A 17,324-nucleotide genomic window follows, 5' to 3' on the forward strand; every position below is an offset into this window, starting at 1 on the left:
GCGCAGGAAATTCTGCGCCAGTATAACATTTTTTTATCGGAAATTAATCGCGGTCTTTACGTGGGCCACGCTTTTTCTGCGGTGCAGCTTTAGCAGGGCGTGCATCAGGATCTTCTTCACCTGTTTCCTGATCAACAACACGCATAGACAGGCGAACCTTACCGCGGCCATCAATCTCAAGACACTTCACGTAAACTTCGTCGCCTTCTTTCACAACGTCAGTCACATTTTCAACGCGCTCTTCAACAAGTTCCGAAATGTGAACAAGACCGTCACGGCTACCCATGAAGTTAACAAACGCACCGAAGTCCATAATACGAACAACTTTACCTTTGTAGATTGTGCCAACTTCAGGCTCAGCAACGATACCGATGATCCAGTCTTTCGCTGCTTCAATCTGTGAAGCAACAGAAGATGCGATCTTGATTGTACCGTCGTCCTCGATGTTAACCTTCGCACCAGTAGTTTCCACGATCTCACGGATCACTTTACCACCAGTACCGATCACTTCGCGGATTTTGTCCACAGGGATCTTCATTGTTTCGATGCGAGGAGCATGCTCAGAAAGCTCTGTACGAGCATCAGCAAGACCTTTGTTCATCTCATCAAGGATGTAGGCACGACCACGACCAGCCTGCTCAAGCGCAACTTCCATGATCTCTTTGGTAATACCAGTAATCTTGATATCCATCTGCAGTGCAGTGATACCTTCAGATGTACCAGCCACCTTAAAGTCCATATCACCAAGGTGATCTTCATCGCCAAGAATGTCAGAAAGAACAGCGAAATCATCGCCTTCTTTAATCAAGCCCATAGCAATACCAGAAACTGGGCGTGTAATCGGAACACCAGCATCCATCATAGATAGAGATGCACCACATACAGACGCCATAGAAGACGAACCGTTTGATTCAGTAATCTCTGAAACAATGCGGATTGTGTATGGGAATTCTTCAGCTGTTGGCAGAACTGCGTTCACCGCGCGCCATGCAAGCTTACCATGACCAACCTCACGGCGACCAGTGAAGCCAACACGGCCACATTCACCAACAGAGAATGGAGGGAAGTTATAGTGCAGCATGAAGTTTGAGCGGTATGAACCTTCAAGACCATCAATGATCTGCTCGTCTTCGCCTGTACCAAGTGTCGCTACAACAAGACCCTGAGTTTCACCGCGTGTAAACAGTGCAGAACCGTGTGTACGTGGTAGGATACCTGCTTCAGCGCGGATATCACGCACATCATCAAGGCCGCGGCCGTCGATACGTTTCTTAGTTTCAAGGATATTGCCGCGAACAATTGCGCTTTCAAGCTTCTTAGTGAGATCACCCACCATCTGCTCTGTAAGCTCTTCGTTTTCTTCAAGTACCGGAGCTACAGCTTCAGCAATTGCAGCTTTCACTTCGTTGATTTTCGCAACGCGGTCCTGCTTGGAAATGATTTCATAAGCAGCGCGTAGATCAGCTTCAGCAACTTCAGCAATTTTCGCTTTAAGAGCTGATGTATCTGGACCTTCTGCAAGTTCCCATGGCTCTTTCGCAGCTTGCTCAGCAAGATCAATGATAGCATCAATCACTGGCTTACATGCGTTATGACCGAATTCAACAGCACCAAGCATTACATCTTCAGAAAGTTCTTTTGCTTCTGATTCCACCATAAGAACAGCATCTGATGTACCTGCAACAACAAGTTCAAGATCGCTTTCTTTAACAGCTTCAAGGGATGGGTTCAGAATATATTCGCCGTCTTTATAGCCAACTTTCGCGCCAGCGATTGGGCCCATGAACGGCAGACCTGATAGGCAAAGAGCAGCAGAGGCACCAATCATTGCAACAATATCGCTATCGTTTTCAAGATCGTGGCTTACAACTGTACAGATAACCTGCACTTCGTTTTTAAATCCGCCTGGAAATAGTGGACGGATTGGGCGGTCGATCAGACGGCTAACAAGAGTTTCTTTCTCTGTTGGACGGCCTTCACGTTTAAAGAAACCACCAGGAATTTTACCCGCAGAATAGTATTTTTCTGTGTAGTTAACAGTAAGCGGGAAGAAGTCCTGACCCGGCTTTACTGATTTGGCACCAACAACAGTACACATCACTGTTGTATCACCATATGTTGCCATTACGGCACCGCTTGCTTGTCTCGCAATGTGGCCAGTTTCGAGAACCAGAGTACGACCACCCCACTCAATTTCTTTACGATAAATATCGAACATTTTTTTCCTTTCGCGGAACCACCGGAAAAATACTTACCCAACCGTATGGTTCCCGGCATACCCCCTTGGGCATACCCCGCTAAAAATATAACCTCACACGGCCCCATTGCCGGGCAAGGTATGCGTTTTACTTTCAGGCAACCCACCTGAAAAAGAAAAGGCCGGTCCAAATGAACCGGCCTTCGCTAAATTCTTACTTACGGAGACCTAGACGAGAAATAAGCGACTTGTAGCGCTCCTGGTCTTTGCCCTTCAAGTAATCAAGAAGCTTACGACGCTGGTTAACCATCTTGATCAGACCACGACGAGAGTGGTTATCTTTCTTGTGATCTTTGAAGTGCTCTGTCAGCGTAGTGATACGTGAAGTTAGAATAGCAACCTGAACCTCTGGGGAACCTGTATCGCCTTCTTTCACTGCATATTCTTTAATAAGCTGTTCTTTAACATCAGCTGCAATCGACATCGATCTTCTCCTAAAAATAAAGTTACATATTGAAGACCCGCAGGGGACGAACAAGTTCGTCACTGGCTTCAGCAATCGCCAAAGGCGTATCACCTGCCATCAGCACATAAGTGCCATCCCGCTTAGCTTTGGAAGTTTGGAAACTCCGACCAAATCTGATCTCTTGAGCCTCCGTTTCCGTAACGGCTAGCACCGGGATGTCGTCTAGTGCAGTCGTTACAGGAAGAAGTGCTTCCACAGCGCGCGCACTATGGCCCAACTCCTCAAGCTTTTCCAGCGAAATCGCTTTGTTGAGAGTAAAGGGGCCAACACGCAGTCTGCGGAGAACGGTAATATGAGCACATGTGCCAAGTGCTTTTGCAATATCGCGCCCAAGTGAGCGTACATAAGTGCCCTTACCGCATGTTACATGAAAACTGGCTTCATTAGCCTTTTCATCAAAATCAGTTAACTTAAGTGATTGAATTTCAACGGTTCTGGCTTTGAGCTCCACCTTTTCACCATCACGTGCAAGCTTATAAGCTCGCTGACCATCTACCTTGATGGCACTGTATGCGGGCGGAACCTGCTCAATAGAACCAGTAAACTGAGGCAGAAGATTTTCTACTTCTTCTTTTGAAGGCGTTCTGCCGCCAGTTTCTATCACTTCGCCTTCTTTGTCATCCGAATCGGTGGCAGTTCCCCACTGAACCGTAAAGGCATATTCTTTTGAAGCGTCCACAATATAAGGCATAGTCTTAGTTGCTTCACCAAGACCAATCGGCAAAATACCAGAGGCTAGCGGATCTAGCGTACCGCCGTGGCCTACCTTTTGTGCTTTCGTATGGAACTTAACAGCGCCAACCACCTTCGCGCTTGAGATACCAAGCGGTTTATCAATGATCAGCCAGCCATCAATTTTGTTGCCTTTGCGTTTTCTCGCCAAGGAAGTGCCCTATTCTTCGTCGTCCGATACGTCAGCCAGAGTTTTGATATCCTGCTGAACACGAGGGTCGCGAAGGATCGCATCAATATGGCTTGCTTCATCGAAGCTTTCATCAAGCTTGAACTTAAGACGCGGCATATATTTCATATGCACAACCTTGCTCATCTGGCCTCGGATGAACGCACTGTTTTTGTTCAGTGCTTTGGTTACCTTGCCATCTTCATCACCGCCTAGCGGCATAACAAAAACCGTAGCATTCCGAAGATCAGGGCTAATCCGAACTTCAGAAACAGTTACAGAGGCAGTCTCAAGGTCAGGATCCTGCACATCGCCGCGTGCAAGAATGCTTGAGATCGCATGGCGTACATTTTCGCCCACGCGCAATAGCCGCAGGCTTGGGGAACCATCCCCATCAAACCGTGACTTGGACATAACTTTTACCTAAGTAAGCAGCCAGAAGGCCGCACGCCCCTTAAAGGGTACGTGCGATTTCCTCTAGCTCGTAAACTTCAAGAACATCACCAGCTTTGAAGTCATGATAGTTTTCAAATGTCAGACCACATTCCTGACCAGATTCAACCTTCTTCACATCATCCTTGAAGCGGCGTAGGTTTTCAATCTGACCTTCGTAGATAATCACATCATCACGGAGGATACGGGCCTTAAGATCGTTGCGGATATTACCTTCAGTAACCATACAACCAGCCGCCTTACCGGCTTTACCAGCCTGGAAGGCTTCCTGAATGTTCGCACGACCAACAACGTTCTCTTTATATTCCGGACCAAGCTGGCCAGCCATCGCTGCTTTCACATCATCAATGAGATCATAGATAATGTTGTAGTATTTGATGGTAATGCCGTCTTCTTCAGCCTGCTTACGAGCCTGAGTACTTGGACGAACATTGAAGCCAATTACAAGTGCGTTAGATGCCTGTGCAAGACCAATGTCTGTCTCAGTAATACCACCTACAGCACCGTGGATAACACGACATTCGATTTCATCGTTACCAGCTTTCACAAGAGATTGCTGAATAGCTTCAACAGAACCCTGTACGTCACCTTTCACAACAACATCAAACACCTGCTTACCATCGCTCTCTTTAAGCTGAGTAAAGATGCTTTCAAGCGTCTTAGGTGCAGCAAGAGCAGCTTGGCGCTTCTTACGTTGTTGATCTTGGCGGTATTCAGTAATTTCACGAGCACGCGCTTCACTATCAACAACCGCAAAGTCATCACCAGCACCTGGTGTTGCATTTGAACCAAGAACCTCAACCGGCTGTGAAGGACCTGCTTCTTTAACCTGCTGGCCTTTATCATTGATAAGGGCACGAACTTTACCCCACTCAGCGCCAGCAACAAAGATATCACCAACCTTCAGTGTACCACGTTGAACAAGAACCGTTGCAACAGGGCCACGGCCTTTATCAAGCTTCGCTTCCACAACCACACCTTCAGCAGCACGGTTCGGGTTGGCTTTCAGTTCAAGGATTTCAGCTTGAAGCGCGATCGCTTCTTTAAGCTTATCAAGGCCAGTGCCTTTAAGCGCAGAAACTTCCACTTCCTGTGTATCACCAGAGAAGCTTTCAGTCACAACTTCATACTGAAGCAGTTCCTGACGAACTTTATCTGGGTTAGCACCTTCGCGGTCCATTTTGTTGATCGCTACGATCATCGGCACGCCAGCAGCCTTGGAGTGGTTAATCGCTTCAATAGTCTGCGGCATAACGCTATCGTCAGCAGCTACAACCAGAATTACGATATCTGTTACAGAGGCACCACGTGCACGCATTTCAGTGAAAGCTGCGTGGCCTGGTGTATCAAGGAATGTCAGAAGGTCACCACCATCTGTTTTCACCTGATAAGCACCAATGTGCTGCGTGATACCACCTGCTTCACCTGAAACCACATTCGCTTTGCGAAGAGCATCTAGAAGTGATGTTTTACCGTGGTCAACGTGACCCATTACTGTCACGATCGGCGCACGAGAGATCAAGTCCTCATCTTTATCTTCTTCACCGAAGAGGCCGATTTCAACATCCGCTTCGCTTACACGTTTTGCAGTATGGCCAAACTCTTCCACAACAAGCTGCGCTGTATCCTGGTCAAGAACTTCATTGATCGTTGCCATGATACCAAGGCCCATAAGAACCTTGATTACTGCAACGCCTTTTTCAGCCATACGCTGCGCAAGTTCCTGTACAGTAATACCTTCCGGAATTGTAATTTCGCGGCTCTGGCGTTCTTGCTGTTGCTGACGTCCACCCATTTCAGCAGCGCGTTTCTTAGCCTGCGCACGCTTATATGACGCTAATGAACGTTGACGCTCACTATCACCTGTAGCACTTGATATTGTCAGACGGCCTTTGCGGCGATCATCACCGCCACGACCACGGGCACCACGTTGGTTACGGTCGTTTTGGTTATTGCCTTTTTTAACGTCTTTACGCTTAGGCTTAGCTGCCCGGCGTGTATCTTCTTTATTAGCATCAGCGGCACCACCAGCGGCAGGAGCCTGACGTGCTTCATTTGCTTTCTTAAGCTGAACAGCCCGCGCTGCAAGAGATGCTTTTTTCTTCGCGTCTACAGCAGCTTTTTCTTTTGCTGCAGCATTATCAGCTTTTTTCTTCTCTGCTTCTGCAGCAGCTTTTTCGGCAGCAGCAGCTTCTGCTTTTTTCTTCGCGTCAGCAGCAGCCTTTTCTGCAGCAGCAGTTTCAGCATCACGTGTAGCTTTCTCAGCCGCTTCGCGCTTCTTGCGCTCAGCTTCTTCCACAGCACGTCGTGCTTCAATTGCAGCTTTTTCTTTCGCCTGCTCCTCAGCGCGTTTCTTCGCCATCTCGAGCGCACGCACACGAGCTTCTTGCTCAGTGCTTGATAGAACACGACCATCGTTTTGTGGCTTCTTAGGAGAATAACCACGAGGTTTTCTTGGTTTGTTACCCCCTGGTTTCTGACCACCACCTGCTGGCCTTTGGCCTGCCGGCTTTTGACCTGCTGGCTTTTGACCTGCTGGTTGTTCCGGCGCACCACCTTTTGTTAGTACACGCTTTTTCTTGCGCTCAACAACTACCGCCTTGCCGCGTCCCTGACTGAAGTTTTGACGAACCTGGCCCGTTTCAACCCCTTTGCTTACACCAAGGGTTTTGCCGGACAGGGTTAATTTCTTATCGTCGCTCATACTATTCTTCGTTCCCTTGCGCTTCACAAGTCAGCGGGGCGAGGCCTCGCATACTTAACAAACGGCTGACATCAGCCATAAACTTCTCGGCACCGCCACTTTTAAACAAAAGTCCGTGCACTACATTATCACGACCCAGCGCATCAGAAAGCGCATCCCGGTCAAACACTGCAACTTCAGGCACATCGCCTACAGCTGCTTTTATCTTTTTTCGCCCATCATCGCCGCTGTCAGAGGCAGTTACCAGAACCGCAGGCTTTATGCCAGCTTTTCCTTTACCCGCTTTGGTCATAGCTGCCTTGATTTTATCAAAGCCTGTAACCAAATTGCCTGCCCGGCGTTCAAGGTTTAATCGGTCAAGTACTCGTCGAACCAGCAAACGATCAATCAAATCAACAAGATCATTCTGCACTACATCCTTTGAAAGCTTCGCCTTCAATGACCGACATGCAGCCTTATGGAGCTGACCGTTTTCTACTGCTTCACGCAGTTTGGGTCCATCTGCTGAAACCCAGATACCACGCCCTGGCAAGCGCTCTGCCAGATCAGGTACCAAAGTTCCATCTGGTCCCTCGACCAACCGAACCAAGTTTTCTGTTGGTTCGGTTTCGTTTGTTAAAATGCACCGACGCCCATTTTTTCTGCGCGATTTCGCGCTGGTATCAGGCTTTTCATTTTCTGGCATTATACGCCTTCCAACAAATTCAGTGCACCTATTCTGTGATTAAGCTTCTGCTTCTTCAGCTACAGCTTCAACCTCAGTAGTTTCTTCGCCTTCCACTTCTTCAGCTTCTTCGGTAACTTCTTCTTCAGAACCACCAAAAGCTTCTTCAGCAGAAATCCAGCCAAGCGCAACACGTGTTGCCATGATCATATCACTGGCTTCATCCTGCGTCAGCGGGAATGCTTTAAGAATGCCATCTTCCTTGCTTGTTAGTTCATCAGCTGCACAACCAGCAAAGTCTTCAAGCGTTTTCACTTCGTCTTCACCAAGAGCTACAAGCATCTGAGGTGTCAAGCCTTCAACATCCGCAAGCTCATCAGCTACACCAAGCTCTACACGCTTAGCTTCTGCTTCACGAGCAGCCGCTTCAAGATGATCATTTGCACGGCGCTGAAGCTCAACAACGAGTTCCTCTTCCAGACCTTCAACAGAAAGAAGCTCTTCAGGCTCAACATAAGCAATTTCTTCAAGCTCAGTGAAACCTTCAGCAACGAGAAGATGTGCAAGTGTTTCATCCACATCTAGAGCAGCAACGAACGCTTTACTCTGAGCCATGAATTCTTCCTGACGGCGTTCGCTTTCTTCAGCTTCCGTCATGATATCAATCGTCCAGCCTGTAAGCTGTGATGCAAGACGAACGTTCTGACCACGACGACCGATTGCCAGAGACAGCTGATCATCAGGAACCACAACTTCAACACGGTTGCTTTCTTCGTCCATCACTACCTTTGCAACTTCAGCAGGCTGAAGAGCATTTACAATGAAAGAAGCTACATCTGGCGACCAAGGAATAATATCAATCTTCTCACCCTGCAGTTCGTTTACAACGGCCTGCACACGGCTACCGCGCATACCAACACATGCACCAACAGGATCAATTGAATTATCATTTGATATAACTGCGATTTTCGCACGGCTACCAGGATCACGCGCTACAGAACGAATCTCGATAATATTATCATAGATCTCTGGTACTTCCTGAGCGAAAAGAGCGCCCATATATTCAGGCTTCGTGCGAGACATGAAGATTTGCGGACCACGGTTTTCACGGCGTACTTCATAAATGAAACCGCGGATACGCTCATTCTGACGAATATGCTCACGCGGGATCACCTGATCACGGCGCATAATTGCTTCCGCACGACCCAGATCGACAATCACGTTGCCATATTCAACACGTTTCACAAGACCAGTGATCACTTCACCAACGCGGTCTTTATATTCGTTATACTGACGCTCACGCTCAGCATCACGTACTTTCTGAACAATAACCTGCTTTGCAGTTTGTGCTGCGATACGGCCAAAATCCATTGGAGGAAGGCTTGATGCAAGGAAATCACCCACGACAGCGTCTGGCTTATCTTCACGCGCATCTTCAACGCTGATTTGAACGGCTGGCTCTTCAACTTCTTCAACAACTTCAAGCACACGGAACAAACGGATATCACCGTTATTCTTATCAATCTGCGCTCTGATTTCGTTTTCCGCACCATATTTGGAACGGGCAGCTTTCTGGATAGCTTCTTCCATAGCTTCGAGAACGATATCTTTATCGATAGATTTCTCGCGCGCTACCAGGTCTGCGATTTGCAGTAGCTCAAGACGGTTTGCACTGACAGCAGATGCCATCGACTTCACTCCATTGCTAGGGGACAAGCCCCTGAAAGTTAACCAACCGGCGTAACTTTACTCATTGGCAGCTTGATCCGGCGCACTCTTTTGCACCGCTTCAAGCAGTTCATCCGTTAATAACAGCTTGGCTTTTGAAACATCTGCATAAGCCAGATCAAAATCACCTTCATCTGTAGAGATGGAGATGGTTTCACCATCAAACTTCAACATCTTTCCTCTGAAACGACGACGCCCATCAAGCTGTTCATTCAGCTCAATCTTGGCATCAAATCCGATCCAGCGCTCAAAGTCTTTCACGCGTGTGAGCGGACGATCAATTCCAGGAGAAGATACTTCAAGCAGATACTCTTCAGGTAGCGGGTCTTCCACATCCAACAGAAGGGAAATTTCCCGCGATAGCGTCGCACAGTCATCAACATTCATTGTGCCATCAGGCCGTTCCGCCATAATTTGCAGGGTCGGCTTACGACCACCGCCATATGTTACGCGAATCAACTCAAAGCCAAGCGACTCTACAGTCGCCTCAATGATATCAGAAATTTTATCTGCGGCTTCGCTCACCAAGCTTGTCCTTTCCTTCTTCTCCAAACTCAACTCGTCTACGGCGCTAAAACTGCTACAAACTGCGCCTTAGATATAGGTTATCGCGGCTGTGAGCCTAGGCTCACCCCTTGAATAATTAACCAATACTCTAGGAGAAGTGGCCCCTATATACCCCCAAGACACCCCGGGGGCAAGGGCAAAAAGCACGCAATCCTGCGCTTTTTAACTAAAGCACAGGATTCACCAAAGATTCTTCACTATTCGAATCGATACAGAGAAAAGAGAGTAGCTTCTATTTACGCACCAAACGCGTGAAACGGAAGTATGTTGCATGCCCTTCAAGAGCCTTTACTTCATACCGAGTCTCTGGCCAGTCATCAGGGCGAACAAGCCAATCAGATGGTTCTTTGGCCTGCCACTCAAAGTCTTCACGCGCTGACATCTGAAGGGCCGTCCATTCACGGTAGATAGGATGATCTGTCCCCACTCGGAACTCACCACCATCCTTAAGTACACGAGCAATTTCATTGAGATTGTCCGGGTTCACGAAACGGCGGCGTGCGTGACGCTTCTTCGGCCACGGATCTGGGTGAATCAGGAAAACTCGATCAACACTCGCATCTGGTAATTTCCAAAGCACATGACGCGCATCATCACCATAAACACGGATATTATCGATTCCCTGCTCTTCAATCTGCGTAAGCAAGCCCGCAACACCATTCAAATAAGGTTCGCAACCAATCATGCCTTTGTCAGGGTTATGTTGCCCCTGCCAAGCCATATGCTCACCTTTACCGAAACCGATTTCCAGCCAAACCTCGGCCTTCTTTGCGCCAAACAAAGCTTCCAGATCAATCTGATCATCATCCCCTTCAGGGATTTGCACACTGATACGCGGCAGAAGACCATCCATCAGGCCTTGCTTACGGTCAGACAGAGAAGGCCCTTTACGGCGCCCAAAAAAGCGCTGTGTTGGCGGAAGGAATTCTTTTTTTGTATCAGCTGTATCGTTCATGAGCGCCCCTATAACCGAAGTTAGCCGCCAGAGCCAAGCTTTATTTGCGCCATGAGCCTACGTAAGAAACAACCGCAAACCCGATAACAAGCCAAAGACACAGCGTAAGAACTGCATATACTCGCACTATAGTTTCAACAGCCGGCGCTTCCAGAGCAACAGGAAGCGGGAGATCAAGCACTCCTCGTTTGTTTAACCCCATGGCACCTACAGTACGACCAAAGCTATCGAGAACGGCAGAGATGCCTGTGCTGGTTGACCGTACGATTGGCATACCTTCTTCAATTGCACGAAGACGTGCCAGCGCCAGATGTTGGTAGGGACCACTTGTTAGGCCAAACCAGGCATCGTTACTGATATTCAGCATCCATTCAGGACGTTCATCATTTCTCACGACCCGCCCAGGGAAAATAGCTTCATAACAAATAAGAGGAGAGAAAGATGGCACTCCTGGCAGATTAATTGTCTGTAATTCAGCACCTGAGGAAAATGGCACACCACCCGTTAATTGACCAAGCCCCACCGCTTCAAAGAGAGATGCAAACGGTACATATTCACCAAAAGGGACTAGGTGATTTTTATCATAGCGCGCGTAAATATCGCCTTCAGAATTCACAGCCATCAAACTGTTAAAATATTGAATACGGTTATCACGGCGTTCAAAACGCGGCACACCAGTAACAGCAAAATTGCCGTACTCCAAAAGGCGTGACATACGCCAGCGTTGCAGGGATCCTTCTCGATCAAAAGTTTCGCGCTGCACAGCTGTTTCTGGCCAGATAAGCAGCTTTACATCACGTGCCTTACCGTCAGCATCATTGCCGCGAGAAAGCTGCATATGATTATCGAAGTGGTCATTGATCAGATAGGAGCGCCATTTGTCACGCTGAGATACATTCGCCTGCACAAGCCGAAGTGTTACACCAAGATGATACCGTGTTTCATTGGCATCTAAACGACTTTTCCCTGTAAAAGACATAACTGGCAAAACAAGCAAAAGCGGCAATACAACAAAAGCATTTTTCTTAAGCGAACCGCCTGTTGTTACCAACAGTGCCAAACTACCAGCCGCCAGTACTGTTATAAAAGAAAGCCCATAAACGCCTGTATAGTGAACAGCCTGCGCAACTGAAAGCCATTCAGACCAAGCGGACCCCACCAAATGCCACGGAAAGCCCGTAAACAACATCCCGCGCGCGCCCTCAAAAAGGGTCCAACTGGCAGCAAACAAAACTACACGGCCAATTCCACGGGTATTGATACGCCAGGACAACCAGAACGTCAGGCCAATATAAATCGCCATCAACGCAGAAAGGCCAAACACAGCAAAAGGCCCTAATATGGCAGGAACATTATCCTGCTGGGTAAAGGAATGGCTTATCCAGTTCAGGCCTATAGATAGAAACCCAAAGCCAGCCCACCAACCACGGCCAAAAGCCTCACCACCGGTACGTGCCCGATCAACAAGCAAAACAAAAAGCGGGAACGCGATAAAAAGGGCAGGAAAAAAATTACGCGGCGCAAAAGCTTGCGCAAGCAATGCTCCACCCAGAAAGGCGATCAGCGCAATTCGAAATCGCCCTTGCCCATCCAGAAAATTGAGAAGCCGCGCAGCATAGCCTTGCGGTTGGCTCTGTTCAGATTTAGTCGCCATTTTTGGCTATGTATTCCCTCGCTGGTGGGTGAATACGCAATTTTTGTATTCTGCGCGGATCAGCGTCCACCACTTCAAATTTATATCCGCTTTCATGTAGGATTACTTCACCAATCTCTGGCACGCAACCCGCAAGCGCAAAAACAAGCCCCCCAAGGGTATCTACATCTTCATCTTGATCTTCTGGCAAGAAGTTAATTGCAAGCAATTCCTCTAGCTCATCAATTTCCACACGAGCATCAGCATCATAGCCGCCACCATCAAGAGCTACCAGATCAGCTTCTTCGATTTCATCGTGCTCGTCTTCAATTTCGCCAACAATTTCTTCAACGATATCTTCCACGGTCACAAGGCCGTCAGTACCGCCATATTCATCAACTACGATGGCCATATGGGTACGCCCTTGACGCATTTTAGAGAGCAGATCGATTGCTTTCATAGAGGGCGGCACAAAAAGAACCGGTCTCTGAATACTCTCGATACTGAAAGCTTCAGGATCCTTACCGTCCGCCACTTCCTTGAGCGCGTCCTTCACATGCACCATACCAAGCACATCATCCAACGTTTCCCGAAACACAGGGATACGAGAATGGAAAGCATCCGCAAATACCTTCACTAATTCACTGTATGAAATACCCTGTGGGACAGAGACAATATCAGCACGCGGCACCATCACATCGGTCACCCGGAGCGTACCATATTCAAGCACATTGAAGAGCATCTCCCGCTCTTCATCCCCCAGTGCTTTTATTCGGTTTTCCTCTTCATGCTCCTCAAGCGCTTCTTCAAGGCTTTCCCGGAGAGAGGTCTCACCGTTTTTAAATCCAAACTTTTCTTTTAGTCCCTTCCAAAAGCCGCCGTTAGGCCTACTACTGGATGGTTCGCTCTGTTCGTCAGGCATTAGTCTTCCGTCTCGTAAGGGTCTGAGATGCCGAGGCCAGCCAGAATTTCACGTTCCAGCGCTTCCATTTCCTCTGCTTCCTCATCCTCTATATGGTCATAACCCAGCAAATGTAAAACCCCATGCACCACAAGATGGCTTAAATGGTTTTCTATAGTCTTTTGTTGCTCGACTGCTTCGCGGATAACAACATTATCCGCAATCATTAAATCTCCCAGCAAAACCGGCGGTCCGCCCTTTATGGCCTTAAGAAATGCTGCAGGGAGATCATTTGGCTCAATACCGGGGAAAGACAAAACATTTGTTGGTTTATCTTTTCCGCGATAATCACAATTAAGCTGCTGGCTTTGCTCGTCATCCACCAGTTCAACATAAAGCTCCATCGGAGCATTTTTCGTAGATAACCCACCCGAAAGCGCTGCTTTTGTCGCTCGAACAATCAGGCTTTCCCAATCCACATCGGCATCAAGAATACTATCGCTCAATTCCACATCAAGCTGCAGCCTTGCAAATTCATCCGGCGCTGTATGGTTACCGTCCATCATCATCGCCGTATGCATCGACAATACGAGCCACAAGCGGATGGCGCACTACGTCTTTCTGGTTAAAGCGCGTTACCGCAATACCGTCAACACCGCGAAGAATATCAAGAGCGTGCCGAAGGCCAGAACGTGTCCCACGCGGCAAATCTACCTGGCTTGGATCACCACACACCACCATCCGGCTATTCTCGCCAAAACGGGTGAGGAACATTTTCATCTGCATTGGTGTGGTATTTTGCGCTTCATCAAGAATAACAAAAGCGTTTGAAAGCGTCCGCCCTCGCATGTAGGCAAGTGGCGCAATTTCAATATGCCCACTGGCAATACGTTTTTCCACCTGCTCAGCTGGCATCATATCATAGAGCGCATCATAAAGTGGGCGAAGGTATGGATCGACTTTATCCTTCAGATCACCAGGCAAAAAGCCAAGGTTTTCACCAGCTTCCACCGCTGGACGAGAGAGCACGATACGGTCAATTTCTCCAGCCAGCATCCGCGAAACAGCCATCGCAACAGCCAAATATGTTTTACCAGTACCTGCAGGACCTACACCGAACACCATCTCGTTCTTTTGGAGTTTAGCCATATAATCAGCCTGCCCGGGGGAACGCGGCATAATTACCTTGTTTCGAGTAGTGATTTTGAGATGGCTATTGTGCGCCCTACTTTCAGCAGCAGGTTTAGGAGTTTTCTTCTTAACTGGCTCGTCAACACCGGCAATCATACGAAGTGCACCGTCTACATCTCCCATTTCCACATCATGGCCAGCCTTGGCACGCTCATACAGTTCTTCCAGAACTTTCTTGGCAAGATCCATAGCTTCAGGGCTGCCCTCAATAGCAACTCTATTTCCACGATTTATAAGAAGGACACCAAGCCGCTGTTCTATGCGAGCGAGGTTGTGGTCGTGCTGGCCGAAAATAATTGCGGCTAAACGATTATCTTCAAACTCTATAACCGTACGGTTCTGGTTTGAATTGTTGCCGTTTTCCGAGGTTTGCACCCCTGCAGAGTGATCGCTCTCCGAGCTTGCCTTGGCGTACATATTAAAAGGTTTCAGGCTCCTTAGCTGCCGCCTTTTGAACCACCATTAATTCAAAAGACTGACAAATTCCCCTTTAAGGCTGTTTGGTCCCGCATCAACAATTTTCACGCGTACCAATTTACCCATATATGCATTGTAAGTGTTATCTGGGCCAGCGTCCAGTTTGTTCTCGCCACCTTTTGTTAAATCTACGTGAACAGATTGCAGATATGGGCTACGGCCAATCAACTGGCCTTCAAGCTTACCTGGACGTTCCAGAAGCACATCCATTTCTGTACCAAGCTTGCTTTCATTAAACTCCAACTGATGCTCATTTAGCAGAGCCTGCAAACGTTGCAGGCGCTGAGATTTAACATATTCCGGCACCTGATCTTCAGTTGCAGAAGCTGGCGTGCCTGGGCGCGGGCTATATTTAAAACTGTAAGCTTGCGCGTATTTAACGCGGCGAACGAGGTCAAGTGTTTGCTCAAAATCTTCATCAGTTTCACCCGGGAAACCAACAATAAAATCACCAGAAAGCGCAATATCCGGGCGCGATGCACGAAGGCGTTCGATGATTGCGAAATACTCTTCCCGTGTATGCTTCCGGTTCATAGCTTTAAGCGTGTTATCAGAACCACTTTGGACAGGCAGGTGCAAATAAGGCATACAAGCCGCTACTTCGCCGTGCACATTAAAGAGATCATCTTCCATATCATTAGGATGCGATGTGGTATAACGAATGCGCTCAATACCATCGATTTTATCCAACTCGCGGATCAACTCGGCAAGGGATGCTGTACCGCCGCCAGATTTCTCACCGTGGTAGGCATTCACATTCTGACCTAGAAGCGTAATTTCCACTACACCTGCATCAGCCATACGCTGCGCCTCTTCAAGAATGGCCTTTAGTGGGCGACTATATTCAGCACCACGTGTGTAAGGCACTACGCAGAAAGCGCAGAATTTATCACAGCCTTCCTGCACAGTCAGGAACTGAGCAGCATTATCAAAGGTTTTCTCTTCCGGCAGGTAGTCAAACTTGGTTTCAGCCGGGAAATCAGTATCCAGCACACGAGCATGATTTTTACCGCCACCGCGCTGTTCTTCAGCTTCTTTGAGAAGCTCAGGCAAACGGTGATAAGTTTGCGGACCAAGTACCATATCAATGGCAGGCGCACGCTTCATCATTTCGCCACCCTCAGCCTGCGCCACACAGCCAGCAACAGCAATATAGGTATCTTTACCTTCTGCCGCCTTCTCCTGCTTATTCAGTTTCAGACGGCCGATTTCAGAATATACCTTCTCTGCGGCTTTTTCACGGATATGGCAGGTATTGAGAATCACCAGATCAGCATCATCAGCAGACTGAGAGACTTCATATCCATGAGGCTTCAGTACATCTGTCATACGGTCACTGTCATAGACATTCATCTGACAACCATATGTTTTTACGAATACTTTTTTACTCATGAGGATCTCTCCTGCAAATACTGAAGCTTTCGCGATCTGACCGCGAAACTCCGTGCCGTTAACTGTGTGTTCTCAAAAGGTGCCGGAGACTAGCACCAAAGCGGTGAGAGTCAAGATTTCCAGACGGAAAGGCTACACGCCTTCTTCCACAGGAGCTTCCTGAGGAGCTGCCAGCAAAACCTTTTCCCTCGGCCCCAACTTCATTTCATGACGAAGAGCACGCTCCAGTCCGCCCCGCACCTCTGCTTCACAGTATTTCGCGAGCGCTTTTCTGGACCCCATTGCTTCAAAGCTCGTTGGTTCATGAAATTCCACTGTGACCACCGTACGAGCCATGCCCAGAAACTCACGCAAATGCTCAAATAATTCTACATCCCCAAGCCAAGCAACACGAGGCTTCTGGCTACGGATAATCGGCATACCGTTCATCTCGGTATAGGCAATGGTTAGCGGCTGGATAAGGAGATTATGATCTGTTGCTGCATCAGCCCGTTCTGCCACAGAGAAAAGAGCGGATTTAAACGGTGCCATTTTCACACCATCGGTGGAAGTACCCTCTGGGAATAGGATTAAACTATCACCGTCCTGCACACGAGAACTAAGGGCATCACGCTGACGCGCACTATCTGTACGGCGCTCTCTATTTACAAATACAGTTTTCTGAAGCTTACAAAGTGAGGCAATTGTACCCCAACCTTCAATATCTGATTTCGCGACAAAACTGCTATTCTTAAGGGAGCCACCAAGGATAATAATATCCAGCCAGGAAATGTGGTTTGCAGCATAAAGAACAGGGCCCTTGTGTTTCTTCAATCCCTTGAATTGAACCTTAACGCCCATAATCCGGCACACAGTACGGTGCCAGAAACCTGCAATAGGCCACCATATCCGGAGGCCACTTTTGATCATTAGATACTGGAAAGGAAGAACCAAAGCAGAAAAGGCAATAACACTGGAAACACGAACCAGACCAAGCTTGGACCAACCATCAGACTTCAAGTTGGATTTTAAGCCGCCATATTCTTCTGCCATTTT

At 48.0% G+C, this 17,324-nt stretch carries 15 protein-coding genes; all 15 read right to left on the reverse strand.

What is annotated here, in order from left to right; translation table 11 throughout:
* Window positions 1-43: 43 nt before the first annotated feature.
* A complete protein-coding gene (pnp, locus tag MF542_RS07510; protein ID WP_247017568.1) occupies window positions 44-2,218 on the reverse strand; it encodes a polyribonucleotide nucleotidyltransferase in 2,175 nt (724 codons plus the stop codon).
* Window positions 2,219-2,411: 193 nt separating this feature from the next.
* The gene (gene rpsO, locus MF542_RS07515) at window positions 2,412-2,681 is read right to left on the reverse strand and encodes a 30S ribosomal protein S15 (RefSeq protein WP_247017570.1); all 270 of its coding nucleotides are present in this window, start codon (window positions 2,679-2,681) and stop codon (window positions 2,412-2,414) included.
* Window positions 2,682-2,703: 22 nt separating this feature from the next.
* Complete coding sequence (truB, locus tag MF542_RS07520; RefSeq protein WP_247017572.1) at window positions 2,704-3,606, reverse strand: tRNA pseudouridine(55) synthase TruB; 903 nt, start codon at window positions 3,604-3,606, stop codon at window positions 2,704-2,706.
* 9 nt (window positions 3,607-3,615) lie between these two features.
* Complete coding sequence (gene rbfA, locus MF542_RS07525) at window positions 3,616-4,038, reverse strand: 30S ribosome-binding factor RbfA (RefSeq protein WP_247017574.1); 423 nt, start codon at window positions 4,036-4,038, stop codon at window positions 3,616-3,618.
* Window positions 4,039-4,078: 40 nt separating this feature from the next.
* Complete coding sequence (gene infB / locus MF542_RS07530) at window positions 4,079-6,781, reverse strand: translation initiation factor IF-2 (protein ID WP_247017576.1); 2,703 nt, start codon at window positions 6,779-6,781, stop codon at window positions 4,079-4,081.
* A gap of 1 nt (window position 6,782) precedes the next feature.
* Window positions 6,783-7,466, reverse strand: coding sequence for a DUF448 domain-containing protein (locus tag MF542_RS07535; RefSeq protein ID WP_247017578.1), 684 nt, complete (start codon window positions 7,464-7,466; stop codon window positions 6,783-6,785).
* 39 nt (window positions 7,467-7,505) lie between these two features.
* Entirely contained in the window at window positions 7,506-9,134 is a 1,629-nt protein-coding gene (gene nusA / locus MF542_RS07540) for a transcription termination factor NusA (protein WP_247017580.1), read from the reverse strand.
* Between the two features lie 57 nt (window positions 9,135-9,191).
* The gene (rimP, locus tag MF542_RS07545; RefSeq protein WP_247017582.1) at window positions 9,192-9,698 is read right to left on the reverse strand and encodes a ribosome maturation factor RimP; all 507 of its coding nucleotides are present in this window, start codon (window positions 9,696-9,698) and stop codon (window positions 9,192-9,194) included.
* Between the two features lie 274 nt (window positions 9,699-9,972).
* Window positions 9,973-10,695, reverse strand: coding sequence for a tRNA (guanosine(46)-N7)-methyltransferase TrmB (trmB, locus tag MF542_RS07550; RefSeq protein ID WP_247017584.1), 723 nt, complete (start codon window positions 10,693-10,695; stop codon window positions 9,973-9,975).
* A 40-nt stretch (window positions 10,696-10,735) separates the two neighbouring features.
* Window positions 10,736-12,349, reverse strand: a complete 1,614-nt coding sequence (gene lnt, locus MF542_RS07555; protein WP_247017586.1) for an apolipoprotein N-acyltransferase — start codon at window positions 12,347-12,349, stop codon at window positions 10,736-10,738.
* Window positions 12,339-13,250, reverse strand: a complete 912-nt coding sequence (locus MF542_RS07560) for a hemolysin family protein (protein ID WP_247017588.1) — start codon at window positions 13,248-13,250, stop codon at window positions 12,339-12,341. The genes lnt and MF542_RS07560 overlap by 11 nt, the downstream gene beginning before the upstream one ends.
* On the reverse strand, window positions 13,250-13,810 hold the full coding sequence (gene ybeY, locus MF542_RS07565; protein ID WP_247017960.1) for an rRNA maturation RNase YbeY: 561 nt from the start codon (window positions 13,808-13,810) through the stop codon (window positions 13,250-13,252). Before ybeY ends, MF542_RS07560 begins: the two co-directional genes overlap by 1 nt.
* A complete protein-coding gene (locus MF542_RS07570) occupies window positions 13,782-14,837 on the reverse strand; it encodes a PhoH family protein (protein ID WP_281501580.1) in 1,056 nt (351 codons plus the stop codon). Before MF542_RS07570 ends, ybeY begins: the two co-directional genes overlap by 29 nt.
* 45 nt (window positions 14,838-14,882) lie before the next feature.
* Window positions 14,883-16,289 carry a tRNA (N6-isopentenyl adenosine(37)-C2)-methylthiotransferase MiaB gene (gene miaB / locus MF542_RS07575; protein WP_247017592.1) on the reverse strand — a complete coding sequence of 469 codons (1,407 nt, stop codon included), beginning with the start codon at window positions 16,287-16,289 and terminating at the stop codon, window positions 14,883-14,885.
* Window positions 16,290-16,421: 132 nt separating this feature from the next.
* A complete protein-coding gene (locus tag MF542_RS07580; protein WP_247017594.1) occupies window positions 16,422-17,321 on the reverse strand; it encodes a lysophospholipid acyltransferase family protein in 900 nt (299 codons plus the stop codon).
* Between the last annotated feature and the right edge of the window lie 3 nt (window positions 17,322-17,324).

It is taken from the genome of Kordiimonas laminariae (assembly GCF_023008165.1).
In the GTDB taxonomy this organism is placed as follows: Bacteria; Pseudomonadota; Alphaproteobacteria; order Sphingomonadales; family Kordiimonadaceae; genus Kordiimonas; species Kordiimonas laminariae.

What these genes read in the sequence shown, in the direction of transcription:
- pnp (WP_247017568.1), bottom strand. Translation starts at nt 2,218, where the DNA reads ATGTTCGATATTTATCGTAAAGAAATTGAGTGGGGTGGTCGTACTCTG.
- rpsO (WP_247017570.1), bottom strand. Translation starts at nt 2,681, where the DNA reads ATGTCGATTGCAGCTGATGTTAAAGAACAGCTTATTAAAGAATATGCA.
- rbfA (WP_247017574.1), bottom strand. Translation starts at nt 4,038, where the DNA reads ATGTCCAAGTCACGGTTTGATGGGGATGGTTCCCCAAGCCTGCGGCTA.
- infB (WP_247017576.1), bottom strand. Translation starts at nt 6,781, where the DNA reads ATGAGCGACGATAAGAAATTAACCCTGTCCGGCAAAACCCTTGGTGTA.
- MF542_RS07535 (WP_247017578.1), bottom strand. Translation starts at nt 7,466, where the DNA reads ATGCCAGAAAATGAAAAGCCTGATACCAGCGCGAAATCGCGCAGAAAA.
- nusA (WP_247017580.1), bottom strand. Translation starts at nt 9,134, where the DNA reads ATGGCATCTGCTGTCAGTGCAAACCGTCTTGAGCTACTGCAAATCGCA.
- trmB (WP_247017584.1), bottom strand. Translation starts at nt 10,695, where the DNA reads ATGAACGATACAGCTGATACAAAAAAAGAATTCCTTCCGCCAACACAG.
- lnt (WP_247017586.1), bottom strand. Translation starts at nt 12,349, where the DNA reads ATGGCGACTAAATCTGAACAGAGCCAACCGCAAGGCTATGCTGCGCGG.
- MF542_RS07560 (WP_247017588.1), bottom strand. Translation starts at nt 13,250, where the DNA reads ATGCCTGACGAACAGAGCGAACCATCCAGTAGTAGGCCTAACGGCGGC.
- ybeY (WP_247017960.1), bottom strand. Translation starts at nt 13,810, where the DNA reads ATGCATACGGCGATGATGATGGACGGTAACCATACAGCGCCGGATGAA.
- MF542_RS07570 (WP_281501580.1), bottom strand. Translation starts at nt 14,837, where the DNA reads ATGTACGCCAAGGCAAGCTCGGAGAGCGATCACTCTGCAGGGGTGCAA.
- miaB (WP_247017592.1), bottom strand. Translation starts at nt 16,289, where the DNA reads ATGAGTAAAAAAGTATTCGTAAAAACATATGGTTGTCAGATGAATGTC.
- MF542_RS07580 (WP_247017594.1), bottom strand. Translation starts at nt 17,321, where the DNA reads ATGGCAGAAGAATATGGCGGCTTAAAATCCAACTTGAAGTCTGATGGT.